The following is a 25,042-nucleotide window of genomic DNA, read 5'->3' on the forward strand; positions in this document are numbered from 1 at the left end:
TGTAGCCTCCTATAATTTCCATTTTTCTCGTATCTCTGTTGCCTCATTTACCATTCTCATAATTAAGTCTTCAACAGTAGGTATATCTTTTATCAAACCTACCGCTTGACCTGCCCATCCAAATCCTTTTTCTGAATTACCTTCATAAATAAATTGCTTATTTGCCTTACCACTAATGTAGTCCTTTAAAGCATCATATGTTGGATTCTCTTTTTCAATACTTAGAATCATTTCTGTCCAACTATTTTTAATAGCTCTAGCAGGGGCCCCTATTGAACGTTTAATGACAACAGTATCCATTTCTCCACTTTCTAATATTGCATTTTTATATGCATTAGATGCATGAGCACATTCTTTTGTAGCGATGAATCGTGTGCCCATTTCAATTCCCTCTGCTCCTAGTGCGTGAGCGGCCATCCAACCTCTGCCATCTGCAATTCCTCCAGAAGCTATTACAGGTATAGATACCGCATCAACCACTTGAGGGATTAACACCATTGTGCCAGTGTCATCCCTCCCTAAATGTCCTCCTCCCTCCTGACCTACAACCATCACAGCATCAGCACCAAGTTGTTCAGCCTTTTGCGCTTGACGTTTTGCCGCTACTAATACAAGCTTTTTAATATTTGTATTTTCAAGTTTCTTTAAAATTGGAGATGGGTTTCCTCCTGTCATCGTAATAACTGGAACATTCTCATCTATAGCAACCTGCAACATATGCTCATAAGGTCTTCCCATTTGTCCTATAGCGAAATTTACACCAAAAGGTTTATTCGTTAAATCTCTAACCTTTTTTATTTCATTTCTCAGTTCTTCTGGTGTTGTTAAGCTCATTGCTGTAACTTGACCCAGTCCTCCTGCATTCGAAACAGCTGCACATAGTTCGGAATAAGCTAAATAAGCAAGTCCTCCCTGGATAATTGGAAATTCAATTCCTAACAAATCTGATATCCTCGTATGAAATGTCAAATTAATCCCCCCATTGTCCTTAAGTGTAAAAGAAATAGCAATCTGATTCAATTAACAAATATTTTTATAGTCACGTAGGTAAGGAAATGCTATAATTCACTTGTTTTAAAAAAAGTGCAAGGTGCATTTAAGTACGACAGGCAAATGATGGTTTAAAAAGGTATATCTCCTGATATCCAACTTCTTTTGTTTATGATGAGCTTGAACGGAAGCAACTTGCATTGATATGTTAAGAAAATAATATTAGAGGTGGTATGAACGTTGTCACAATTAGAAACTCCTTTGTTCGATGCATTACTAAAGCATCGTAACCGTCATCCTATCCAGTTTCATATTCCTGGGCATAAAAAAGGGAAAGGGATGGATCCTGCATTTCGAGAGTTTGTTGGAGATAATGTACTTTCCATAGATTTAATCAATATCGCCCCTTTAGATGATTTACACTCCCCTAAAGGTGCCATCAAACAAGCACAACAATTAGCTGCTGAAGCATTTGGTGCAGATCAAACATTTTTTTCTGTTCAAGGTACAAGCGGAGCAATTATGACAATGATCCTAACTATTTGTGGACCTGGCGATAAAATATTAGTCCCACGAAATGTTCATAAATCTATTATGTCAGCAATCGTTTTTGCAGGAGCTATTCCTGTATTTATTCATCCGGAAGTAGATAAAGAGTTAGGTATTTCTCATGGTATTTCCGCAGAATCTGTTGAAAAAGCCTTGGATGCTCATCCAGATGCTAAAGGGTTACTCGTTATAAACCCAACATATTTTGGCTTTGCTGCAGACTTAAAAAAAATAGTTGATATGGCACATGAACATGGAATTCCTGTAGTCGTAGATGAGGCTCATGGAGTACATATTCATTTCCATCCCTCCTTACCAGTTTCTGCAATGTCAGCTGGAGCAGATATGGCTGCTACTTCCGTTCATAAACTTGGCGGATCAATGACACAAAGCTCTGTTTTAAATGTAAGAGAAGGTTTAGTTTCAGCAAAACGTGTTCAATCCATTATATCTATGCTAACAACAACTTCTACTTCCTACCCATTATTAGCATCATTGGACACTGCAAGACGACAGTTAGCTATCCATGGGGAGGATTTAATAGGAGATACAATAAGGCTCTCAAAGGATACACGGAAGCGAATTAACTCAATACCACATCTTCGTTGTGTAGGAGAGGAAATTTTAAATTCTTCCGCAACATATGACATGGATCCAACAAAACTATTAATAAGCGTGAAAAATTTAGGGATTACTGGATATGCAGCTGAATCGTGGTTAAGAGAAAATGCAAATATCGAAGTAGAACTGTCTGATTTATACAATATTCTTTGCTTGTTTACAATAGGAGATACTAAAAAAGAAGCAAACTTACTCGTGAATGCACTTGTTAGAATGGTAACTGCTTTCGAATCCGATGCAGTTATAGTAGAGCCGTCCGTTACTTTACCTGATATTCCTGGACTAGCGATGTCTCCTCGTGATGCATTTTATGCTCAAACGGAATCTATTCCTCTAAAGAAAGCTGAAGGACGGATATCTGCTGAATTTGTGATGGTTTATCCCCCTGGAATTCCTATTTTTATTCCCGGGGAAATAATTACGCAAGGAAATATCGATTATATCCAAATGAATATAGAAGCTGGTCTGCCTGTTCAAGGTCCAGAAGATGATACGTTAGAAATGATTCACGTTATTAAAGAGCAACAAGCGATTAAATAAGTAAAACGCAATCAACCTTTAAGAGCACCTTTTCTTAACAATTTCCAAGTGCTTTGGACGAAACCTTGGCTACACTATTACTGTTAGATTTAGAGAAGTTGAAAGTGACTGCGTCATTTCCAACTTCTCTATTTTCGGTCATCTTGTGGCGGATGTTTGTCCGTCGCACTCTTGGAATATGGAAATTCAAAGTACATAAGGTTTGGATAATGAGGAATAAATCCTCTCCTATTCTCTTAAAAGCGGACGAAAATGCAATTTCGTCCGCTTAAGCCTTCCTTATCAATGAATACTAACTATTTTTCTTAAGTTCCTTCTTAATATACTTACTTAAATTTTATAAACTTTGTGAAGTAAAGATAAGAAAACAATACCTACTTTTAAAAATAACAAATAATCAAGCACAGATAATAACGAATTTCTGTTTTTTCGCAAGGTCTTCAGTGCTATAGTTGGATTATCCTGTTACGAACTACTTTGGCGGATTCGTAATCATATAGGATATCGTGTTGAATAAGGTGAAATGCGACTTTCAGGAACTTATTCACACATGCGATTACCGCAACCTTATGATGCATACTCTGAGGTTGCTTTTTTAGTTGATCATAATAATCTACAATTTGATTTTCTGAACTTTTTCGCTGCGAAATTATCGACATTATCAAGGTCTGTTTGGCATGCAAATTAGAAGGAAAAAATCCTAATAGAGTAATTAATTTTAAAGGTGATTATTGATAAGTCCCCTTTTTTAGTTTTCAGGCACTCGACTCCTGTGGGAATAGCAGATGTTTTCCTGCACCGAAAGCGAAGCGGCAGGTGCATGTGCTTTGAGACCCCGCAGGTAGCGAAGCGAACGAGGAGGCTCAAGCCATGCCCGCGGAAAGCGAGCGCAGGAACGGAAAGCAACAACTCGTTGAATGGATTACTATCTTTAATTTGCTTTTTATAGAAATTACTCTTGACTAGAGGTAAGAATGCGTCCGCCTGCAGCGAAAATCAACCTGTTTATGGCAAAAAATATTTGCGTGAAATGATATTCACGCAAATATCTTATCCCAAATTATTATATTCCCTTAATCGTATGCGGATCGATAAAATCATATCCTTTTTCGCGGAAACCTTCCACTATTCCTCTTAGGGCTTCAGCTGTCCACTTTCTATCATGCATTAATAAATTTGCACCGTTCGTTAAGTACTCTGTATTTAGCATAATATCTGTTAATTTAGCAGAATCCATATATTGTTTTTCCCAATCATATCCATACGTCCAGTTCATAAGGAGCATTCCTTCACTTTGAACAAGTGCTCTACTGAAATCCGTATTTACACCAAAAGGAGCGCGGAAGAATTTAGGTTTTTCCCCAGTAATAGCTTCCACAGTCTCATTTACTTTAAGAATTTCTTCCTTTTGTTGTTCCTCGGAGCTATTTTTTAAATTGGCATGTGTTTGCGTATGATTTCCAATTAGAAATCCCATATCTTGAATAGCTTTTAGATTGGCTTTTCCTTTTTCCGAATCGAGAAAATGACCATTAACAAAAAATATAGCGGGTGCATTTAATTCTTTTAAAGTCGTAGCCATTTCTACTGCATATTTATCTGGTGCATCGTCTATTGTAATTAGTACTACTTTTGGATTGGCATCACCTATAGGTTTAAAAGTCCAATTTGCAGGGTTTAATTCGTAGAGAATTTCTTGCTTCTCCTCTTCTACAGGTTGTTCTATGTTTTCTTCAGGTGCTACCACTACAGTTTCTTCTGATGCCACTTCCGATGGTTGTTCACTTTCTTTATCTTTCGTTTTTTCTTTATCCACTGCACATGCCGAGAGGACAAGCAATAATGCTGCAAATACGAACCATTTTACAAGTTTCAATTTAATCACCATTCCTTCCACCCTAATTCTACCATTAATAAAAGATGGCTGTGTAGAGTATATCCACACAGCCATTTTAAGTATCTTTAGTTATTTGAACCTTTTTTTCTTCTAAATTTTGCAAAAAATTCATATACCATAGGCACGAAAATTAATGTTAATAAAGTCGAACTTGTTAAACCACCGATAACCGTTACTCCTAAACCTTTCGAAATAAGTCCGCTACCTTCCGCTCCGATAGCAAGTGGTATTAAAGCTCCTATTGTAGCAAGTGCAGTCATTAAGATTGGTCGAAGTCGTGTTGCACCAGCTTCTAAAATAGACTCACGTGTGGAAAGCCCTTCTTTTTCTTTATGAATTACTCGGTCAATTAATACAATGGCGTTTGTTACAACAATACCAATCAACATAAGCAATCCGAGCATCGAGGATACACTTAATGTTTCACCAGCAATCGCTAAGCCTACTAGAGCCCCAATAGCAGTGAATGGTAAAGAGAAAAGGATTGCAAATGGTGCAAGACCTCCACCAAAGGTAATAACCAATATTAAATACACTATTGCAATGGCAGCAAGCATTGCTAAACCTAATTGTGTAAATGCTTGTGCAATATCTTCCGTAACCCCAGCAGTATTGATTTCCACTCCTGCAGGTACATCTAATTTATCAATTTTAGCTTGAATATCTTTCGTAGTTTTGGCTACATCTTTGGCAGTTAAAGTACCAGAAACACTAGCAAAGATTTTTCCTTCTCTACGACTTACTGTGTCTGAACTTTTTCCTTCTTGAATTGTTACTAATTCAGAAATAGGAACTTCAAGTCCGACTGGAGTTGCAACAGTTTGTTTTAGTAAGTCATCTACGGAAGATGGTTTTTCCTTCTGCTGATCGATATACACATCCACTGTCTGATTATCTTTTGTGATAGTTGTTAACACTTCACGTGGGACATTTGGGTTTAACTTCATACCAATTTGTGCTGTTGTTAAACCATATTGTGTCAATTTTTCTTTATCAACAACAAATGTATATTCTTTATATGATTTTGATAAGCTTGTATCTACATCTTTTAAATCCTTTTCATCTTCTAATATAGATGCGATTTTTTCAACTACTGGTTCAATATCTTTTTTATTGTTTCCGTAAACGTAATAACTTACTTGGTTACTTGAACCACTTGTAGAGAATTCTTGTGATTTCCATTCACCTTTCACATCAAATGCTTGAATATCTTTCAATGCATCTTCTTTTACTTTGGAAAATTCCGCTGTATCTGAATCGAATGTGACATACATTAACGCGCTATTAGAAGCTCCTGGAGACATTGGATTAGCTCCACCGATAGATACTTGAACTATATCCACTTTGTCTTTTTTCAAGAAATAGTTTTCTACTTTTTCGACACTAGCGTTTACATCCTTAGTAGTTTCACCAGCGTCAGGTGTGTATGTTACATACATCATTTTTTGTTCTTCATCAGGCAAGAAGCTTACTCCTACAACAGGGATTAAAAACAAACTAGCTACTAAAACAATTACAGCTAATATAGACGTGATTGCCTTGTGGTTTAATGCACCATTTAATATTTTTTTATAACCTGATGCTAGTTTTCCTTGTGTTTCTTTATGAGCTCCTACCCCTTTTTCCATATTCTTTCTGAATAAAGTGTGGGATAGCATTGGAACTATCGTTACTGCAACTAAAAGAGATGCAAGTAGAGCAAATACCATCGTTAATGCAAATGGTAAAAATAACTCTCCTACCATGCCACTTACTAAGCCAAGTGGTAAGAATACCGCAATGGTTACTAAAGTGGACGACATAATAGGAATAAACATTTCTTTAGTTGCTTCACGAATTAAATCTCTACCTTTTAGTTTTTCGCTTGGTAAACTCATACGACGATAGATATTCTCCACTACAACAATCGAATCATCAATTACCCGAGCTATCGCAACCGTCATCGCACCTAAAGTCATCATATTTAGCGTAATATCCATTTGGTTTAGCAAAATAAACGCAATTAATATGGATAGTGGAATTGATATAATGGAAATAATTGTTGACTTAAAGTTACGTAAAAATAACAAAATGACTAAGACTGCAAATAATGCTCCAAACAACGCCTTATTAATCATCGTATCAACAGAGGCTTGGATTGGTTCTCCTTGGTCTAATGTTATTTTAAGATCTAAACCGTCAAAATCTTTTTTTAACTCTGGAATTATATCTTTAACAGCATTTACCACTTCTACCGTATTTGCGTCTTGCGCTTTAACTATTTGAATGGCAATTGCCTCTTGGCCATTTGTACGAGAAATAGATTCCGCTTTTCCAATAAAGTTAATTTTAGCGATTTCCTTTAGCGTAACTGAGGTCATCCCCGCTGGATTCGCTACCGGAATCTTAATATTTTCTAAGTCTTCTAATGTAGTAACTTTCCCGTCTACTACAACTGATTGTTCTTCATCTTCAAATTGAAATAAACCTAAAGGCATTGTTACATTAGTTCCTTGTACGATCATTTTAATCGTAGATTCATTTAGTCCTAATTGAGCCAATTTCTCTTGGTCAAAAACTAAACTTACTTCATCTACTTGTTGTCCTGAAACTGCTACAGAAGACACGCCTTCAATGCCTTTTAGTTTAGGAACAATTATTTTTTCTACATCGTTTGTTAACGACTCTAAATCTTTTTGTTTATTTGAAACACTTAAAGCGATGACCGGGAATGCATTTATGCTAATTCTTGCAACAGAAGGATCTTTCACATTATCTGGTTTCTTTATCTTGTCTAATGCGTCTTTTACTTCGGTTTCCGCTTCCTTCATGTCAACTCCATATGTATACTCGATTTGAAGTGAAGAGGCATTTTGAAAAGAAGTGGAACTAACCGTTTTCACACCTGCTAGATTACTAACTGCTTTTTCAAACGGTTCAGATACATCTTGTGCAACTTGTTCAGGTGTTGCACCGGGATAAACAGTTGTTACAGTAATTACAGGTATTGTTATATCTGGAATTGTTTCAAGCTTCATTCGCGTTCCTGCATAAATACCTGCAACCGTTATTATCAATGTTAAAAGCCATACCGCTAATTTATTCTTCATTACGAAGTTAATTATGGAATTCATTATTCTCCCCCAGGTTTGATTATTTTGACCACTCAGTCACATTACTTTATAATAGTAAATGACCAGTCAGTCATTCGTCAACTATTTAGAAAGCAGGGTGTTCATTTGCCAGATAAAAAATTATTAATAATCGAAAAAGCAGTTGAACTTTTCGCAAAAAACGGCTTTGAAACAACTTCTGTTCAAGAAATTACGGAAGCTTGCGGCATTTCCAAGGGAGCATTTTATTTATATTTCAAATCAAAGGAAAGTTTACTTTTCTCCATATTTGAATTATTTATTGACAGAGTTTCTAAAAAAATTAAGAGCGTATATGATATGGATAGTTCACCAAAAGAGAAACTTAAACTTTTTTTATGTATTCAATTTGAAGAAATAGATCAATATTCAGACTTTATATTAATGCTTTTGAGAGAACAAACAAAGCCTGATGACAGAGAGTTGTTCATATTAATGAAAGAAATGGATAAACAACTAAATGATGCTTTGAAAGCTTTGTTAGTGGAGGCATATGGTTCAACAATACAAAGTCATGTTGCTGATATGACTGTGATTATCAAAGGCATCATTAAGGGTTATGTGGAGTTAATTATTATGTATAATAAAAAATTTGATTTTAAAAAGTTAGCAACTTTTCTACTTGCTAGAATCGATTCTTTAGTGGCTGGTTTGACGACTCCTTACTTAGAAGTGGAATTTTTAGTGAATATAGAAAACAAAAAAACTACTTGAAGATGAAAATTTCATCTATCAAGTAGTTTTTCTTATAATTTTATTTTGAAAGGATATGGATTGGATGCCCCATAACAACTTCTGCAGCTTCCATTGCAATTTCTCCAAGAGTTGGATGTGCGTGAATTGTCATTGCAATATCTTCCACAGTCATACCAGCTTCAATTGCCAAACCAAGTTCAGCAATCATATCTGAAGCACCTTGACCTACAATTTGTGCTCCAAGAAGTAATCCATCTTCTTTGCGAGAAACTAGTTTAACGAAACCATCACTAGCATTTAGTGCAAGTGCGCGACCATTTGCACCAAATGGGAACTTCCCAGCTGCAACGTCATATCCTTGCTCTTTTGCTTGTGCTTCATTTAAACCAACTGTAGCCATTTCTGGATCTGTAAAGCAAACTGCAGGGATTGCTAAATAATCTACAACAGAAGATTGACCAGCAATCGCTTCTGCAGCAACCTTACCTTCATATGATGCTTTATGAGCAAGTTGAGGACCTGCTACAATATCACCGATTGCATAAATGTTATTTATGCTTGTACGGCATTGTTTATCTACCTCTAATAATCCGCGTTCAGCAAATTTGATACCCAGCTCTTCTAGACCCATTTCATCAGTGTTAGGTCGACGTCCAACAGTAACTAATACATAATCAGCTTCAACTTTTTTCTCTTCTCCGCCAACTTCATATGTTACTACTACACCAGTTTCCGATTCTTCCACACCTTTTGCAGAAGCTTTAACCGCGATTTCAACGCCTTTTTTCTTCAAGCCTTTTTTAACGATAGTTGTCATTTGTTTTTCGAAGCCAGCTAAAATATCATCGCCGCCTTCAAGAATTGTTACGTTTGATCCTAAGTTAGCAAATGCAGAACCAAGCTCCGTACCAATATAACCTCCACCGATTACAACAAGGTTCCCTGGGATTTCAGGTAAGCTTAAAGCTCCCGTTGAATTAAGTACACGTTTAGTGTATTTAAACGTAGGAATTTCTACTGGACGAGATCCAGTTGCAATAATTGCATTTTTAAATGTATACGTTTGAGCAGATTTTTCATCCATAACACGAACAGTGTTAGCATCAACAAAATATGCTTCACCCATAACTACATCAATTTTGTTTCCTTTTAAGAGACCTGAAACACCGCTAGTTAATTTTTTTACAACGCTATCCTTGAAAGCTTGAGCTTTTGAAAAGTCAATTTTAACATCAGTAGCTGTTATACCCATATCATCTGCATGTTTCGCTTGTTCAAAACGATGTCCAACAGAAATTAAAGCTTTAGATGGTATACAACCAACGTTTAAACAAACGCCACCGATATGTTCTTTTTCTACTACTACTACTTTTTGTCCAGTTTGTGCAGCACGAATTGCAGCTACATATCCCCCGGGACCGGAACCAATAACTAAAGTGTCTGTTTCAATCGGGAAATCTCCTACTACCATTTTTTACGCCTCCATTAATAATAATTCTGGACTGCTAAGCAAACGTTTAATATGGTTCAACGCATGTTGAGCAGTCGCACCGTCGATCATACGATGATCAAAGCTCAAAGATAATGCTAACACAGGAGCCGCTACAATTTCACCATTTTTTATCACAGGTTTTTCAGAAATTCGTCCAATTCCAAGTATAGCAACCTCTGGATGGTTAATAACTGGTGTAAACCATTGGCCACCAGCAGATCCTATATTCGTAATTGAGCATGAAGCACCTTTCATCTCAGCAGGTGATAATTTTCCATCACGTGCTTTACCTGCAAGTGAGTTAATTTCATCTGAAATAGCAAATACTGATTTTCGGTCTGCGTGTTTAATGACAGGAACTAATAATCCCTTGTCCGTATCTGCAGCGATTCCAATATTGAAATAATGCTTTTGAATAACTTCACTTGTTGCATCATCATAAGATGTGTTCAATTGAGGGAATTCACGTAAAGTACTAACTAATGCTTTTACAACATATGGTAAATAAGTTAATTTAATATTTTTCTCAGCAGCAATGTCTTTAAACTTTTTGCGATGTACTACTAATTCTGTTACATCTACTTCGTCCATTAATGTTACATGAGGAGCAGTGTGTTTAGAATGTACCATTGCCTTTGCAATTGCTTTACGAATACCAGAAATCTTTTCTCGCGTTTCTGGGAATTCACCTTCTAATGAAATTGGTGCAGAAGCTTTTACTTCTTTATTCGTTTCTTTCGGAGCTTCGTCCGTTTTTGTTTCGATTGCAACTTCAGCCGGTTTTTGATCACCTGATAAGAAAGCTTCGATATCTTCTTTTAGGATACGACCATTTTTCCCAGTACCAAGAACTTCAGCGATATTTACTTCGTTATCACGTGCAAATTTACGTACTGATGGCATGGCTATTATACGTTTGCTACCTTTTGCTACTTCTTTTGGCTGTTCATTAGATAATTCTTTCTTCTCAGGAGCTTTTGTTGCTTCTTTATCTATCTCTTGACCTGCTTCTGCTGTAGATTGAACTTGTGCTTCTGTTTTTTCAGTTGCAGCATTAGACTCGTGGTCATGGCCTTTAAAATGCAAATCTTCATATCCAGGAGCATCTAATCTTATTAGTACGTCTCCAACTACCGCTACTGTACCTTCGCTTACTAAAACTTCCGTAACTTTCCCTTTAACAGGGGAAGGAATTTCAACGACTGCTTTATCGTTTTGGACTTCGCATAAAATATCATCTTCTGCAACTTCGTCTCCTGCTTTCACAAACCATTTAACGATTTCGCCTTCATGTATACCTTCTCCGATATCCGGTAATCGAAATTCAAATGCCATAGTATTCACCCTTTCTACCTAAAAATTGTGTTATTAAAATGTTAATACTTTTTTAGCTGTTTCTACTATATCCTTAACTCCAGGTAACCAAACTGTTTCTGCTTGAGAGAATGGGAATACAGTATCTGGAGCAGTAACGCGTAATACTGGAGCTTCTAAACTTAAAATAGCTCTGTCTGTTATTTCTGCAACTACATTTGCCGCAATACCAGCTTGTTTTTGTGCTTCTTGAACAACCATTGCGCGACCTGTTTTTTCAACTGATGCAATAATTGTTTCAATATCAAGTGGTTGAATTGTACGAAGGTCTACAACTTCTACAGAGTGACCTTCTTTCTCTAACTCTTCAGCAGCTTTTAAGCTCTCATGGACCATTGCACCATAAGAAATGATGGTTAAATCAGTTCCTTCACGTTTTACATCCGCTTTACCTAGTGGAATTGTATATTCTTCTTCCGGAACTTCGCCACGGAATGAACGATATAACTTCATATGCTCCAAGTAAATAACTGGATCATTGTCACGGATAGCTGAGATCAATAAACCTTTTGCATCATAAGGTGTAGAAGGTATAACAACTTTAACTCCAGGAGTTGATGTCATTAATAATTCTAAGCTGTCTGCATGCATTTCAGGTGTATGTACTCCGCCTCCGAAAGGTGAACGAATCGTAACAGGGGCATTAAATACTCCTCCTGTACGGAAACGCATACGAGCAAGTTGACCGCTAATAGAGTCCATTACTTCAAAAACGAAACCAAAGAATTGAATTTCAGGAACTGGACGGAATCCTTGAAGAGATAGCCCTACTGCTAATCCACCAATTCCTGATTCAGCTAGAGGAGTGTCAAATACTCTATTTTCTCCAAATTCTTTTTGCAATCCTTCTGTCGCACGGAATACTCCTCCGTTAACGCCAACGTCTTCACCGAAGACTAGAACGTTTTCATCATTTTTAAGCTCTGTACGTAGTGCTTCCGTAATTGCTTGAATCATCGTCAATTGTGCCATCGGTTACTTCGACTCCTTCTCAGTGTAATAAGCTAATTGCTCATCTAAGTTATATGGATTTTCCTCATACATGATATTAATCAAATCAGTTACTTTTTGTTTTGGTGCGCCATCTGCTTTTTTGATAGCTTCTTTAATTTCTTCTTTTGCCTTCTCAATAACTTCTGCTTCTTTTTCTTCATTCCATAAACCTTTACCTTCTAAGAAAGTACGGAAACGAACAAGTGGATCTCTTTTTTCCCAAGCAGAGTCTGTTTCAGAAGTACGATATCTAGTTGGATCATCACCAGCCATCGTATGTGGGCCATAACGGTAACATACAGTTTCGATTAATGTTGGCCCTTCACCTCTAAGCGCACGTTCTCTTGCATCTTTTGTTGCAGCATAAACTGCTAATGGATCCATACCATCTACAACGACACTAGGAATCCCTGCAGAAATACCTTTTTGAGCAATTGTTTTCGCAGCTGTTTGTAATTCACGAGGTGTAGAAATAGCATACTGATTGTTTTGAACGATAAACACTGCAGGTACTCGGAAAGCTCCAGCAAAGTTAATTCCCTCATAGAAATCACCTTGTGAAGATCCACCGTCTCCAGTGTATGTAATTGTAATCGCTTTCTTACCACGTTTCTGCATTCCAAGGGCTACACCTGCTGCTTGGATGAATTGTGCACCAATAATAATTTGAGGTGGGAAAACATTTACACCTTCAGGAATTTGGTTCCCCATGAAATGTCCTCTTGAAAACAAAAATGCTTGCCATAATGGTAACCCGTGCCATACGATTTGAGGAACATCACGGTAACCTGGTAGGATAAAGTCTTCTTTTTCAAGTGCAAATTGAGAAGCTAACTGAGAAGCTTCTTGCCCAGCTGTTGGAGCATAGAACCCTAAACGTCCTTGACGGTTTAAAGAAATAGAACGTTGATCTAGAATTCGCGTATAAACCATACGACTCATTAATTCTACTAATTCTTCTTCTGATAAATTAGGGTTTGCTTCTTCGTTTACAATTGTCCCTTCTTCGTTTAAAATCTGGAACATTTCAAACTTTTCTTCAATTTCTTGAAGCGTTTTCTGTGGATCTAACTGCGGTGAATTGTTTGCAGCCATAATAGCAACTCTCCTTTTCTTCTGTATTAAAATTTCTTATTATAATAAGTGATACAACAATATTTCTTTTTTAGTATACTCAAGTTTAAAACATCGGTCAATCATCTAAAACGAACGATTTCTGTTGAAAGAAAATTGAAAATATTCATCACTGTACTAGTATATATTTTTGTCTGTATTATATCAGACTATCAATCTAATAATAAATATATAACACAAATATTGGTTACTAAGACTTTAAACAACCACTAAAAAATAAACAGTAAGACAAAGTGAATCTGGAAAAGATGTTCGCTTTACGCGTACGAATAATCGGCTACCCTTTCAACTCACGCTTAAGTGAACAGAAAAATTATAAATTAGATTTTTAATTAGCAACTATTCGATGAATTTTTCAATTAAAATAGGATTTAGTTTTTCGAAAAGCTTGTGCTGGAGCATGTGAGCAATGGGACTAGCCACAAAAGAGTCTTCGTATAAATACCTCCATATTGTTTAATTAGTATTCTATACCCGTTTTTCAACGTAAAATGCTTTTTATTTCCCTCACTTCTTTAGAAGCGAAGGTGGAGACTTGTCGCTAGTACGTTCTTCCAGAGTGCTCTCCAATAAAAATCAAAAGGAGGTTGGGACAGCTCTCCACAAAAACAAATAGCCTCGAAAATTTTACGACCAGTAAAGTTTTCGGGGCTTCTATTGAAATTTACCTGTAGTTGTTTTCCGTTACGGCGGACGCCTTCCGGGGGCATGGCTTCAATCTCCTCGTCGATTTGCTCCTGCGGGGCTTTCAGCTCGCGCTGTTTCCCCAGAGCTTCTTCAAAATGAAATCACTCCAGATAAACTTGCGGAAATATATACTAAGAGGGTAAACTCTTGACGACGTATTTCCAAAAATGAAGTAAAAAGCGTGAAATCGAGTTACCGATTTCACGTTTTTTTAATTTATAGATTAGTTATGTCCCAGCCTCGATTAGTTATGTCCCAGCCTCTTTTGTCCTCAAGCTAGTTCTATTTTAATCTTCTTTTGTTATTTATCTTCTTTTTCTAATGAAGCAAAAACTTTCTCTTTTACTTGGTTTAATTGTGTAGTAAGCTCGTTAAATTTGTCTACTGCTTTTTGGACAACTTCATTCTGTTCATTAACTTTTGCAACTTTATCTTGAATCGTCTTAACTTCCGCGTCTTCATCTATCAACATGTTATATAACTCATCTTGTAAATTAGCAAGATTATTATATTGATCTGTTAATGCATCGTAGGCAGCATATCTATTTTTCAATGCTTCTTCCATTTTTTTAAGATTATCCTTATCCGAATCATCTTTTGTGTTGGAAATAAGTGTATCAATATCTACCATTTTTTCAGATGCTTTTTTAATAGATGCAGATTCTTTTTTCACTAGTTCTAAACGCTTTTCCAATAATTTTGCATTTTCTTCTACCTGTTGTGTCAATTTCTCTTTTTGATCTTTTGTTAGCTCCATCATACTTTGAAAATTTGTTTGTTCCTTTTTCTCAGTTTCGCTTAGTTCTAATTGCACATTTCTATAATCCGACTCTGAATTATAAATTTCAGTTAAGATGTTGGATAACTTTTCTTCCGTATTTTCTCCGAAAGAACAAGCTGATAACAATAAAACTAAGCTCACCGTTACAATATTTTTAATTCTTTTCACAAAACACCCTCCCATATTTATTTCACTATAATTGTTCTAGCTTCTAAATTCAACTGACTAATTGGCTCTTTTTGTTTAGTTAATGATCATTTTTCGATATAATAGAAATATGAAATTTGAAAGGACGATCCATATGATATTAATGAAAGACATTGTGAGAGATGGTCATCCGTCTCTTCGTAAAAAAACACCAGAAATGACTTTTCCATTATCGGAAGAAGATCAAAAACTAGCATCTGAATTATTAGAGTATGTAATTAATAGTCAAAATGATGAAATGGTAGAAAAATACAAATTAAGACCAGGTATAGGCATTGCCGCACCTCAGGTCAATGCTGAAAAAAGAATGTTTGCATTACATTTAACAGATGAAGAAGATAATATAGTAAGCTTTGTTGCAATTAACCCAAAAATTATTAGCCATTCTGTAGAAAAAACTTATATTACTGCTGGTGAGGGTTGTCTATCTGTAGATGAAGTTATTGAAGGTTATGTTCCAAGATATTCCCGTATCACTGCAACTGGATTTTTCCCTGACGGAACACCATTTAAAAAACGTTTAAAGGGACTAACTGCAATAGCTTTCCAACATGAGTTAGATCATTTAAATGGCATAATGTTTTACGACCATATTAATAAAATTAATCCGTACGCAGAAATACCTGACGCAGTACCGTATGATCGTGCTTAATAAGAAAAGAGCAATCGTCCTAAATGTACATCTTGTCTTCACTAATTCCTGAGTGATTTGGACTAAACCTCACCTACATACCGGTGTATTTTGAGGAGTTGGAAGTGATATTATCACTTCCAACTCCTCATTTTCTGTCTTCCTAAGGCAAATGTTTTTCCGTTGCCCTCTTGCTCTTGGAATTGTGAGGAAATGCGTTTCATTTGGCTAATTAGAGAAAAAAAGCTTCCCAAGATACCATCGGAAGCTCTTCTCTTATTTACCTCTAGATACTACCTATTTTTTCTCTGGTTCCGCTTGCCATTTGGATAAGCAAAAAATCACCAAACTTTACGACGTTCACAACGAAACGTGTGAGCTGTGGTGATGGCTTATCGCTCACCCCGCGGAACGCGTCCTCCTAAAACGTAAATTCGCGGTATTATTTAATTCTATAATCTACGATGCACTCTGGTTTCTCAGGGGGATGATGCATATACATTCTTATAAAAAAGTTCTAACGATCTATTAGCGTATCTTATTCTTCACTATTTCAGAGCTTTAGTTAACGTGTGGGAAACTATGTGACTATAATAGCAAAGCATCTTAAAACGCGTTCATTTATGACTTGTAAATGAGCGCGTTTTCTTTTTAAATATTCAATTCCTCTATTCGAGGCATTGCTGACAATGCTCCAAACTTTGTTGCACAAATGGCACCAAGCTTATTGCCAAATGAAATATAGTCCACCCACTCATCTTTTGATTTTGGTTTTCCTTTCAAATGAATCTGACTAAGTATACCTGCCATAAATGCATCCCCTGCTCCCGTAGTATCAACAGGTTCTACTTTTTTAACAGGGACATGTGTCAATTCCTTATTTATTACCGCATAAGTGCCTTCTTCACCTACAGTTATTAGTACAACTGGAATTTGATACATTTGTAAATGTTCAATTCCTGCTTCCAAGGTTTCCGTTTTAGTTAGAAAGAATAGTTCTTCTTCTGTTAATTTTAATAAATCTACCTGTGAAAAAAATGAAATAATTGTTTCTCTACAAATTTCTTCGCTTTTCCATCTTAACGGTCGAATATTTGCATCAAAAGACAAAAATCCATTCAAATCCTTAATTTTAGCTACTATCTGTTTTGTAGTATTAAGTGCTATTGAGTGGAATAAAGTGCCAGAGCAAAAATGAAAAACGGATGCCTTTTGAAAGGCTTCTTCCTCCAATAAAGAGAATTCTACTTGAATATCTGGCGTTTCATCCTCATATGAATGAAAAATTCGATCATTATTTTCGGTTAAATGAACATATACACCACTTACCCGTTTTTCGGGATTTATTATTGCATAGGACAGATTTACCCCTTCCGCTTCAAGTTCTTCAATAACAAATTTCGACACTGGGTCTTCTCCTGTTATTGTTATAAAAGATGAATAAGCTCCAAGTCTAGAAATACCGGCTACAACATTGACTGTGGCTCCTCCTAAAAACTTGCTAAATTGCTTATTAGTCGAGTCATCTGCAATATAATCAACAAACGCATCTCCGTAAATTAATATATGTTTTATTGGTGAACTGCTCATGTAAATCTCCTTACTATTATTAAATGAGTTGTAACTGTTTCATTGCGTTAATAAGACCATTTTCCGAAACATGATCTGTAATTAATGTTGCATATTTTTTTAATTCCTCAACAGAATTCCCCATCGCCACACTAGTTCCTACATATTCAAACATTTCTAAATCGTTTAGTCCATCGCCAAATGCTATAGCATCCTCTGGTGTTTTATTTAAATAAGACAGAAGCAATTTTATCCCTTTGGCTTTGGACACATCTTTTGGGAGAACATCACATGATACTCGGTGCCAACGGACAAACTTTAAATTTGGAAAAGTTTCTTCATATAGCTTTTGATCATGAAAATCACAAAAAATTAGTGCTTGATGAATATCATTTGATAAAAAAAACTTTTCTTCAGTCCGCGGCATCGAGATTTTCAAAGTGGACAAACTTTCAAAAACGTATTCACTATTCGGTAGATTCGACACAAACTCGGAATTATCCATATAAACTACTGGTTGCTCCCGTCTTTTTGCAAAATCAGTTAATTTCTGTAGCTCATTTTTACTTATTATACCGTTGTGTATAACTTCTCCTTTAAACTGAACGATTTGACCATTATAACAAATGAATGAGTCTATGTTTAATTGATCTAAAACGCTTTTTGCAGTGAAAGGTGCCCTCCCTGTCGCAATAACTATCTCATGACCGTTTTCTTTTGCTACACTAATAGCTTCACTTACTCCTACAGGTATATTTTTATCTTCATCTAAAATTGTTCCATCAATATCAAAAAATAATATTTTCTTCTCCATAATAAAACCTCTTTTCATATAACTAATTATTTGACTTTTCAGTTAAAATACTTTACATATTTTTCAATCCCGTATATAATGGAGTTTAAGGAGTGGTTGGCCATGTTGAAACGCCTGAAAAGGAAATTGTTGAGACGGCTCGGTGGAATGCTCAGAAAAAAAACGATAGCATAAATTTTTATGCCCTTCATATTTTGGAGGGCTTTTCTTTATTTTAAATAAGCGGCATGATAATATAAAGAGAATTGATTTATTTTGAACGTGAAAAAGGAGAGTATAAAATGATTTATAAAGTTTATTATCAAGAAAATGCACTAGAAGTACCAGTTCGCGAAAACACAAAAAGCCTATATGTTGAAGCAGAATCAGAGCGTGATGTTCGTTCTATTCTAAAAGATCGTAAGTATAATATCGAATTAATTCAACTTCTTGAAGGTAATCATTTAGAATACGAACAAGCAAGTTTGAATTTTAAAGTCGAGAAGATATAATCTATGAAGTTTGTAAAGAATGATCAAACAGCAGTTTTCGCCCTCGGCGGACTAGGCGAAATCGGCAAAAATACTTATGCTGTTCAATTTCAAGATGAAATTATTTTAATTGATGCTGGGATTAAATTCCCAGAGGATGATTTATTGGGTATCGATTATGTTATCCCAGACTACACGTATTTAGTAAAAAATGTGGATAAAATTAAAGGTCTTTTTATTACACATGGTCACGAAGATCATATTGGTGGAATACCTTATTTACTGAAGCAAATCAATGTACCTGTTTATGGTGGAAAATTAGCTTTAGGCTTACTTCGAAATAAATTAGAAGAACATGGATTACTTCGTCAAACAAAAATGAATGTTATCGAAGAAAATGATGTCATTAAGTTTAGAAAAACAGCAGTTAGTTTTTTTAGAACGACACATAGTATTCCCGATGCGTTTGGAATTGTTGTAAAAACACCACCTGGTAATATCGTACATACAGGTGATTTTAAATTTGATTTTACTCCTGTTGGCGAACCAGCAAATTTGACAAAAATGGCTGAAATCGGAAGTGACGGCGTTTTATGTTTACTTTCAGATAGTACCAATGCAGAAGTTCCTAACTTTACTATGTCAGAACGTAAAGTTGGAGAAAGTATGGATTCCATCTTTAGAAAAGTAAATGGTCGAATTATTTTTGCTACCTTTGCTTCAAATATTCATAGACTTCAACAAGTAACAGATGCAGCTGTACAACACGGCCGTAAAATAGCGGTTTTTGGTAGAAGTATGGACAACGCAATTACGATTGGTCGTGAATTAGGCTATATTACTGCACCTAAAGAAACATTTGTCGATGTTAGTACATTGAATCGTTTACCTGCCAACGAAGTACTAATTTTATGTACAGGTAGTCAAGGAGAACCAATGGCAGCGCTTTCTCGAATTGCGAATGGAACTCATCGCCAAATTCAAATTCAGCCAGGAGATACTGTTGTATTTTCTTCTTCTCCAATCCCTGGTAATAGATCAAGTGTTAATCGTACAATCAATCTCCTTTACCGTGCTGGAGCAGAAGTAATACATGGTTCTCTGAATAATATCCATACATCTGGACACGGTTCTCAAGAAGAACAAAAGCTTATGCTTCGTCTAATGAAACCAAAATTTTTCATGCCGATTCATGGTGAATATCGTATGTTGAAAATTCATACAGAACTTGCTGTAGACTGTGATGTACTTCCTGAAAATACCTTCATTATGGAAAACGGGGATGTTCTTGCGTTAAGTGCAAATGAAGCTCATGTAGCTGGTCGAATCCCTTCTGGAGACGTATACATTGATGGAAGTGGTATTGGCGATATAGGGAATATTGTCATTAGAGATCGCCGTATTTTATCAGAAGAAGGTTTAGTTATCGTAGTAGTAAGTGCGGATATGGAAAAGAAAAAAATTGTTTCTGGACCAGATATCATTTCCCGTGGATTTGTTTATATGCGTGAATCCGGTACAATGATAAATGAAGCACAGCAAATGTTAAACAAACATTTACGCTTTACAATTCAAGATAAACCTGTTGAATGGTCTGAGCTAAAAAATGAAATTACAGATGTTTTAAGTCCATATTTATATGAAAAAACAAAAAGACGTCCAATGATTTTACCTATTATAATGGAAGTATAATAAGTCAAAGTAAACCTCAGATTTTTTAATCTGAGGTTTTTTATTTTGTAGATTTTTTTTGCGTCTATTCAGTTGTACAAGGTACCTTCTGTGAATATGATACAAGATATCTATTTAGATGGAGGACATAAAATGAACTCAATTTTCACCTATATCCTTTTAGGAATTTCTTTAGCTGCACCAGTTGGCCCAGTTAATGCAGCACAATTAGATACTGGAATAAAAAATGGTTTTTTTCACGCATTTATTTTTGGAGTTGGTGCATTAACGGCTGATATTATTTATATGATTATGGTTTATTTTGGAGTTGGTCAATTCATCGATTCGCCTTTTATAAAAATATTCCTTTGGTCTTTTGGTTGCTTTGTTCTTACTTATACTGGTGTAGAAAATTTACTAGCACTTAATAAGATTACTTTAGATATGAAATACGGAAAACGTATTCGTATAAGACAGGCATTACTGTCTGGATTTCTAATCTCCTTATTGAATCCTTTGACAATTCTATTTTGGTTAGGAATATACGGTTCTGTTCTTGCGGAAAGTTCTAATTCACTCGAAGAGAAACAATTAATTATTTTTAGCTTAGCAATTATTTTAGGAATTGTTTTATGGGATACATTTATGTCTATTCTTTCGAGTGGTGCAAGAAAATACCTGTCAATCAAGTTCTTAATTTTTATTTCTATAGTCTCTTCCCTATCAATGATTGCATTTGGTATATACTTTGGTATTCAGGCTTATCACACACTCTTTTGAGACTCTTCTCTTTTCCAACGCTTACGTAACACTAATATCACAAGTGCTATCACAATTATGAACGCTAAACTAATAAAAAAACCAGGTCTACTTGTTGAGTGAAAAAGTGATCCGCTCACGGCAGCGGATACAAGAATTATGCCGATAATTCTTTTTACTTTATCCGCATTAGTAGGCTCAATCAATTTGTGATAAAACATCAAAATAAATAACCAGTTATAAAGCAACATTAATGCTGCAGCAGTTGTTATATATTCATATACTTTATCAGGTAATACTAAAGAAGTTACTATAGATATTACAAGTCCTATGGAAGTTAGTGCAATTGCAGGTAGTGGCATTTTGAATTTTTTTTTTGTTTGTTTACTGAATATTGCTGGAGCATCTCCCTCTTCCGATAGCGTCGTGAGGATTGTGGTGACTGAAAATAGAGAAGCAGACATTGTTGAAAAGCCAGCAATAATAATTGCCGCAGTAAAAACGTGTGGGAAAAAATCTAAATTAAAATCCGCTAATGCAGTAACAAAGGGACTTTTCTTATCTTTAAATTCGGTATAAGGAACGAGCAATAGCGCCAAAGTAAGTGAAGTTACATAAATTAAGCCAAGAAGGGCTAACATTACTTTCCCGGATTTTGGTGCATCTTCTTTCTTTTTTAGATGAATAGCCATAACACCCATTACTTCTATTCCACCATGAGCGAAAAAGGCAAACAAAAGTGCACTCCAAAATCCAAGGACTCCTTTTGGGAAAAATTCACCAAATGATTTAGGAATTTCTCCTTTTGGATTGCCATCGATTACACCAGTTAGCGCTAAAATGGCAATAACAATAAACATAAAGATGGCTGCAATTTTCATAATAGCGAATATACTTTCTACTTTTCCAAATGCCTTTGCTCCAATAAAAAGAACAATAAGTCCACAAATAGCGTATATTAAAGCAAAGCACCACAACCGAACATTTGGGAACCAAAGTTTTGTTAAAAGCGAAATTGCAGTCAGCTGACTACCTATTATTAGTATTTCAGAACACCAGTAAACCCATCCACTACTAAATCCTGCCCAGCGTCCATATGCTTTTTTTGCGTAAGTTCGAAATGTACCTTTTTGGGGATCTTTAGCTGACATTTTTGCAAGAGCTTCAAACACAATATACGTCCCAGTAGCTGCGATAAAAAAAGCTAAAATAACGGATGGTCCTGTCATTTGAATTGCAATACTAGATGCCAAGAAAAAACCTGTACCAATGATACATCCTACTCCAATTAAGGATAATTGCCACCAAGCAAGATGACCTTCATTTTTACTTTTTCCAGAACTTTGTTTTGACACCCACTAGCACCTCCATGTATTCGTAGTATTACACAAGGATTTATAAATATGTAGTCTTCGTTGGTGTAAAAAATGGATAGTCTACTTCTAAAGATTAATCTATTAAGAAAAGCCCAAGCGCCCTTTAAGTGCGTCTTGTCTTACCAATTTTTGAGCACTTTGGACCATTTGCTCTTGCTCTTACTCGCCGTAAAATTTGTTGCAGAAAGTGACTACGTCAATTCCAGCTATACTTTTTCTGGTTATCTTGTGGCGGATGTGTCACGAGCCCTTTTGGAATTTGTGTGGACATGATGCGTTTGGTTTGGCTAATAAGAGAAAAAATACTCGCGGAAAACGTCCACCTGGAAAGGAATTCAACGGCACTATTTAATTCTTTAAAGTACTAAGAACACAGTTTTCGCAGGATGATAATCCATATAATATCTTATTCTGTAAGAAAAACCGGGTAAAAAAGAAAAAGCATAGAAAAGATAAAGAAATAGGCAACTTCTTGTTTAAAATCGAACAAGAAGTTGCCTATTTTTGTTTGAAAAACCAATGCTAATTAAAAAAAGTAAGTTTTTCAGTGCACTCCAAAAAATGCCTAGTCTTTTTTTGAGAAGCAACTTGAATAGCATTTTTTCTATTATATTTACGACAAAACTTTTTTCTCAAAACGATTAATATCTACATCTGCACCAATTATAATTAGTACATCATTTAATTGCAGCTGCTCATCTGCTTGTGGAGATACAATAATATTGTTTCCTCTTTTCACAGCAACAATATTGATTCCATACCTAGCCCGAATATCTAAATCGATTATAGAATAACCTGCAAGTTTTTCGTTTACTTTTATTTCCATTATCGAGTGCTCATCAGAAAGCTCTAAATAATCGAGGACATTATTAGAAATAATATTATTGGCAATTCGAATTCCCATATCACGCTCTGGATGCACCACCTGATCAGCACCAATTTTCCGAAGTACTTTTTCATGATAATCATTTTGGGCTTTTACCGTAATCTTTTTAACTCCTATTTCTTTTAACATTAGTGTAGTTAATATACTAGATTGAATATCATCACCTATTGCTATAATTACATGTTCAAAGTTTCGAATACCTAAAGATTTTAATGTTGCTTCATCTGTAGTATCTGCTACAACAGCCTGGGTTGCAATTGGAGCAAATTCATCTACTCGCTCAGCTACTTTATCAATTGCCATCACATCGGCGCCCTGATCAACTAATTCCCTTACTATACTTCCTCCAAATCGCCCTAAACCAATGACAACAAATTCTTTTTTCACGCCAAGACCTCCCTACAATTCAATGCACTAAGTTTACCATAACAAAATGAATAGTAGATAGGGATTGTACCTCATTTTTTTTGTTCGTTCATAAGATATATTAGTCGTCTTTCCAACATTTGCATTCCTTGTTCACCTGATTGATAATGCCTTAGCAAAGCTTTCTTATCAAATAAATAATAGGCAGGAACAGTTCTATTTTTAAACAATTTAGTTACTAATAGTTCGTGATCCAGACATATCGGGTTAGTCAAGTTCAATTGATATGCAGTTTGCTTGATAAGATAATCATTTATATCTTCAGACGTTCTAGGCATATGAATACTAATTATTTTAAACCTGTCACCATATAAACTTTTCCATTTATTGATGTATCCCATCGCATTTATACATGAATTACAGCTGATAGACCAAAAGTGTATAATTACTGGTACATCTCCTTTAATTTGCTCGTTTGTTATTTGACCATTAATCCATTGCAAACGCCGTGGAAATTCTGGTAACTCCTCTCTTAACTTCATTAGTTCACTCCCCCTTTGTATAGTCCTCAGCTATTGTATGCAATTTACATAAAATTGACTGTTCTTCTAGCTACTCCAATACTGTTAAAGTTCAATACTTATATAATCTACCGTTTATTCGGTGGAAAGCCGAATAACATTTTAATTGCTGCTGTTAATATCCTAGCTTCTATTTTATTTTTTTGAATAAAATCAAATAAATTGTTAAAGTAAACTTAAAGTTGTGTTAAAATAAACTTTGTTTGAAATTAGAACGTCATTTTACTTCCAAAGGAGGTTCTATCTATGCAAATCGGGAAGAAGATTAAACGTTTACGACTAGAAAAAGGATTAACCCAAGAAGAACTAGGAGAAAGGACAGATTTGAGTAAGGGTTTTATTTCTCAATTAGAAAGAGATATTAACTCTCCTTCAATCGAAACACTTTTTGCTATATTAAATGTGTTAGGATCTAAACCGAAAGACTTTTTTGATGATGAACATGCACGAACAAAAGTCGTTTTTTCAATGAATGAACAAATAACTTTTGAAGACGAAGACAAAAACTATAAACTAAGGTGGCTAATTTCTGAATCTAATGAAAATGAAATGGAACCAGTTCATATTACATTAGGAATAGCAGGCCAGTTTAAACAATTTGAACCTTCTCTTTCCGAAACATTTATCTATGTGTTACAAGGGAATGTAAAACTGACTCTTGGAAAACAACAATATACAGCCTCAAAAGGAGAATCCATCTATTTTGAAGCTTCAGATAACCATTTATTAGAAAACATATCCGATGCCGAATCACATGTTATTTATGTTGTCACAAACTCTTATTTATAAAAAGTGTGCAAGCATCAAAATACAAATTGGAGGATTAT

At 35.4% G+C, this 25,042-nt stretch carries 20 protein-coding genes and 1 pseudogene; 7 read left to right on the plus strand and 14 right to left on the minus strand.

From position 1 onward, the window contains the following. Nucleotides 1-9: 9 nt before the first annotated feature. Nucleotides 10-969: an NAD(P)H-dependent flavin oxidoreductase gene (locus ACTSKG_RS06855; RefSeq protein WP_464757397.1), complete on the minus strand. Its 960-nt coding sequence runs from the start codon at nucleotides 967-969 to the stop codon at nucleotides 10-12. Nucleotides 970-1,230: 261 nt separating this feature from the next. Here ACTSKG_RS06855 and ACTSKG_RS06860 point away from each other — a divergent pair, with 261 nt between their 5' ends. After that, the gene (locus tag ACTSKG_RS06860) at nucleotides 1,231-2,700 is read left to right on the plus strand and encodes an aminotransferase class I/II-fold pyridoxal phosphate-dependent enzyme (RefSeq protein WP_464757398.1); all 1,470 of its coding nucleotides are present in this window, start codon (nucleotides 1,231-1,233) and stop codon (nucleotides 2,698-2,700) included. A gap of 446 nt (nucleotides 2,701-3,146) precedes the next feature. Here the strand turns inward: ACTSKG_RS06860 and ACTSKG_RS06865 are convergent. The 3 genes and pseudogenes from ACTSKG_RS06865 to ACTSKG_RS06875 form a co-directional block, all read right to left on the minus strand. Continuing rightward, nucleotides 3,147-3,326 (minus strand): annotated as a pseudogene (locus ACTSKG_RS06865) (IS110 family RNA-guided transposase); the annotation flags it as partial. Between the two features lie 437 nt (nucleotides 3,327-3,763). Then, nucleotides 3,764-4,576 carry a polysaccharide deacetylase family protein gene (locus ACTSKG_RS06870; protein ID WP_464757987.1) on the minus strand — a complete coding sequence of 271 codons (813 nt, stop codon included), beginning with the start codon at nucleotides 4,574-4,576 and terminating at the stop codon, nucleotides 3,764-3,766. An 86-nt stretch (nucleotides 4,577-4,662) separates the two neighbouring features. Beyond that, nucleotides 4,663-7,710: an efflux RND transporter permease subunit gene (locus tag ACTSKG_RS06875; RefSeq protein WP_464757399.1), complete on the minus strand. Its 3,048-nt coding sequence runs from the start codon at nucleotides 7,708-7,710 to the stop codon at nucleotides 4,663-4,665. A 105-nt stretch (nucleotides 7,711-7,815) separates the two neighbouring features. Here ACTSKG_RS06875 and ACTSKG_RS06880 point away from each other — a divergent pair, with 105 nt between their 5' ends. Further along, nucleotides 7,816-8,442, plus strand: coding sequence for a TetR/AcrR family transcriptional regulator (locus tag ACTSKG_RS06880; protein ID WP_464757400.1), 627 nt, complete (start codon nucleotides 7,816-7,818; stop codon nucleotides 8,440-8,442). Nucleotides 8,443-8,482: 40 nt separating this feature from the next. Here the strand turns inward: ACTSKG_RS06880 and lpdA are convergent, their stop codons facing one another. The 5 genes from lpdA to ACTSKG_RS06905 all read right to left on the minus strand — a co-directional run bounded on the left by lpdA (nucleotide 8,483) and on the right by ACTSKG_RS06905 (nucleotide 15,053). After that, nucleotides 8,483-9,895 carry a dihydrolipoyl dehydrogenase gene (gene lpdA, locus ACTSKG_RS06885; RefSeq protein ID WP_464757401.1) on the minus strand — a complete coding sequence of 471 codons (1,413 nt, stop codon included), beginning with the start codon at nucleotides 9,893-9,895 and terminating at the stop codon, nucleotides 8,483-8,485. A gap of 3 nt (nucleotides 9,896-9,898) precedes the next feature. Then, a complete protein-coding gene (locus ACTSKG_RS06890; RefSeq protein ID WP_464757402.1) occupies nucleotides 9,899-11,251 on the minus strand; it encodes a dihydrolipoamide acetyltransferase family protein in 1,353 nt (450 codons plus the stop codon). 33 nt (nucleotides 11,252-11,284) lie between these two features. Then, nucleotides 11,285-12,262: an alpha-ketoacid dehydrogenase subunit beta gene (locus ACTSKG_RS06895; RefSeq protein WP_464757403.1), complete on the minus strand. Its 978-nt coding sequence runs from the start codon at nucleotides 12,260-12,262 to the stop codon at nucleotides 11,285-11,287. Between the two features lie 3 nt (nucleotides 12,263-12,265). Beyond that, on the minus strand, nucleotides 12,266-13,378 hold the full coding sequence (gene pdhA / locus ACTSKG_RS06900; protein ID WP_464757404.1) for a pyruvate dehydrogenase (acetyl-transferring) E1 component subunit alpha: 1,113 nt from the start codon (nucleotides 13,376-13,378) through the stop codon (nucleotides 12,266-12,268). 1,027 nt (nucleotides 13,379-14,405) lie between these two features. Further along, nucleotides 14,406-15,053: a YkyA family protein gene (locus tag ACTSKG_RS06905; protein ID WP_464757405.1), complete on the minus strand. Its 648-nt coding sequence runs from the start codon at nucleotides 15,051-15,053 to the stop codon at nucleotides 14,406-14,408. Between the two features lie 133 nt (nucleotides 15,054-15,186). Between ACTSKG_RS06905 and def the strand changes: the two genes are divergently transcribed. Then, complete coding sequence (gene def, locus ACTSKG_RS06910) at nucleotides 15,187-15,744, plus strand: peptide deformylase (RefSeq protein ID WP_464757406.1); 558 nt, start codon at nucleotides 15,187-15,189, stop codon at nucleotides 15,742-15,744. A 630-nt stretch (nucleotides 15,745-16,374) separates the two neighbouring features. Here the strand turns inward: def and ACTSKG_RS06915 are convergent. Beyond that, nucleotides 16,375-17,313 (minus strand): carbohydrate kinase family protein, encoded by a 939-nt coding sequence (locus ACTSKG_RS06915; RefSeq protein WP_464757407.1) that lies wholly within the window; start codon nucleotides 17,311-17,313, stop codon nucleotides 16,375-16,377. Nucleotides 17,314-17,332: 19 nt separating this feature from the next. Then, nucleotides 17,333-18,106: a Cof-type HAD-IIB family hydrolase gene (locus ACTSKG_RS06920; RefSeq protein ID WP_464757408.1), complete on the minus strand. Its 774-nt coding sequence runs from the start codon at nucleotides 18,104-18,106 to the stop codon at nucleotides 17,333-17,335. Between the two features lie 281 nt (nucleotides 18,107-18,387). Between ACTSKG_RS06920 and ACTSKG_RS06925 the strand changes: the two genes are divergently transcribed. The 3 genes from ACTSKG_RS06925 to ACTSKG_RS06935 all read left to right on the plus strand — a co-directional run bounded on the left by ACTSKG_RS06925 (nucleotide 18,388) and on the right by ACTSKG_RS06935 (nucleotide 21,027). Next, entirely contained in the window at nucleotides 18,388-18,597 is a 210-nt protein-coding gene (locus ACTSKG_RS06925; protein ID WP_464757409.1) for a DNA-dependent RNA polymerase subunit epsilon, read from the plus strand. Nucleotides 18,598-18,600: 3 nt separating this feature from the next. After that, nucleotides 18,601-20,268, plus strand: a complete 1,668-nt coding sequence (rnjA, locus tag ACTSKG_RS06930; protein ID WP_464757410.1) for a ribonuclease J1 — start codon at nucleotides 18,601-18,603, stop codon at nucleotides 20,266-20,268. Nucleotides 20,269-20,400: 132 nt separating this feature from the next. Next, nucleotides 20,401-21,027, plus strand: coding sequence for a LysE family transporter (locus tag ACTSKG_RS06935; RefSeq protein ID WP_464757411.1), 627 nt, complete (start codon nucleotides 20,401-20,403; stop codon nucleotides 21,025-21,027). On the opposite strand, the gene ACTSKG_RS06940 is transcribed toward ACTSKG_RS06935, so the two are convergent. From ACTSKG_RS06940 to ACTSKG_RS06950, 3 genes are all read right to left on the minus strand, one after another. Beyond that, complete coding sequence (locus ACTSKG_RS06940; RefSeq protein WP_464757412.1) at nucleotides 21,012-22,361, minus strand: amino acid permease; 1,350 nt, start codon at nucleotides 22,359-22,361, stop codon at nucleotides 21,012-21,014. The genes ACTSKG_RS06935 and ACTSKG_RS06940 overlap by 16 nt on opposite strands. 634 nt (nucleotides 22,362-22,995) lie before the next feature. Then, entirely contained in the window at nucleotides 22,996-23,655 is a 660-nt protein-coding gene (locus tag ACTSKG_RS06945; protein ID WP_464757413.1) for a potassium channel family protein, read from the minus strand. 71 nt (nucleotides 23,656-23,726) lie between these two features. Continuing rightward, complete coding sequence (locus ACTSKG_RS06950; protein ID WP_464757414.1) at nucleotides 23,727-24,176, minus strand: thioredoxin domain-containing protein; 450 nt, start codon at nucleotides 24,174-24,176, stop codon at nucleotides 23,727-23,729. A 285-nt stretch (nucleotides 24,177-24,461) separates the two neighbouring features. On the opposite strand from ACTSKG_RS06950, the gene ACTSKG_RS06955 reads away from it, so the two are divergent. Beyond that, nucleotides 24,462-25,004 carry a helix-turn-helix domain-containing protein gene (locus ACTSKG_RS06955; RefSeq protein WP_464757415.1) on the plus strand — a complete coding sequence of 181 codons (543 nt, stop codon included), beginning with the start codon at nucleotides 24,462-24,464 and terminating at the stop codon, nucleotides 25,002-25,004. The last annotated feature ends 38 nt before the right edge of the window (nucleotides 25,005-25,042 follow it).

It is taken from the genome of Psychrobacillus syltrankelensis (genome assembly GCF_055454035.1).

What these genes read in the sequence shown, in the direction of transcription:
- ACTSKG_RS06890 (WP_464757402.1), bottom strand. Translation starts at nt 11,251, where the DNA reads ATGGCATTTGAATTTCGATTACCGGATATCGGAGAAGGTATACATGAA.
- ACTSKG_RS06915 (WP_464757407.1), bottom strand. Translation starts at nt 17,313, where the DNA reads ATGAGCAGTTCACCAATAAAACATATATTAATTTACGGAGATGCGTTT.
- ACTSKG_RS06950 (WP_464757414.1), bottom strand. Translation starts at nt 24,176, where the DNA reads ATGAAGTTAAGAGAGGAGTTACCAGAATTTCCACGGCGTTTGCAATGG.
- ACTSKG_RS06920 (WP_464757408.1), bottom strand. Translation starts at nt 18,106, where the DNA reads ATGGAGAAGAAAATATTATTTTTTGATATTGATGGAACAATTTTAGAT.
- lpdA (WP_464757401.1), bottom strand. Translation starts at nt 9,895, where the DNA reads ATGGTAGTAGGAGATTTCCCGATTGAAACAGACACTTTAGTTATTGGT.
- ACTSKG_RS06935 (WP_464757411.1), top strand. Translation starts at nt 20,401, where the DNA reads ATGAACTCAATTTTCACCTATATCCTTTTAGGAATTTCTTTAGCTGCA.
- def (WP_464757406.1), top strand. Translation starts at nt 15,187, where the DNA reads ATGATATTAATGAAAGACATTGTGAGAGATGGTCATCCGTCTCTTCGT.
- pdhA (WP_464757404.1), bottom strand. Translation starts at nt 13,378, where the DNA reads ATGGCTGCAAACAATTCACCGCAGTTAGATCCACAGAAAACGCTTCAA.
- ACTSKG_RS06895 (WP_464757403.1), bottom strand. Translation starts at nt 12,262, where the DNA reads ATGGCACAATTGACGATGATTCAAGCAATTACGGAAGCACTACGTACA.
- rnjA (WP_464757410.1), top strand. Translation starts at nt 18,601, where the DNA reads ATGAAGTTTGTAAAGAATGATCAAACAGCAGTTTTCGCCCTCGGCGGA.
- ACTSKG_RS06925 (WP_464757409.1), top strand. Translation starts at nt 18,388, where the DNA reads ATGATTTATAAAGTTTATTATCAAGAAAATGCACTAGAAGTACCAGTT.
- ACTSKG_RS06875 (WP_464757399.1), bottom strand. Translation starts at nt 7,710, where the DNA reads ATGAATTCCATAATTAACTTCGTAATGAAGAATAAATTAGCGGTATGG.
- ACTSKG_RS06955 (WP_464757415.1), top strand. Translation starts at nt 24,462, where the DNA reads ATGCAAATCGGGAAGAAGATTAAACGTTTACGACTAGAAAAAGGATTA.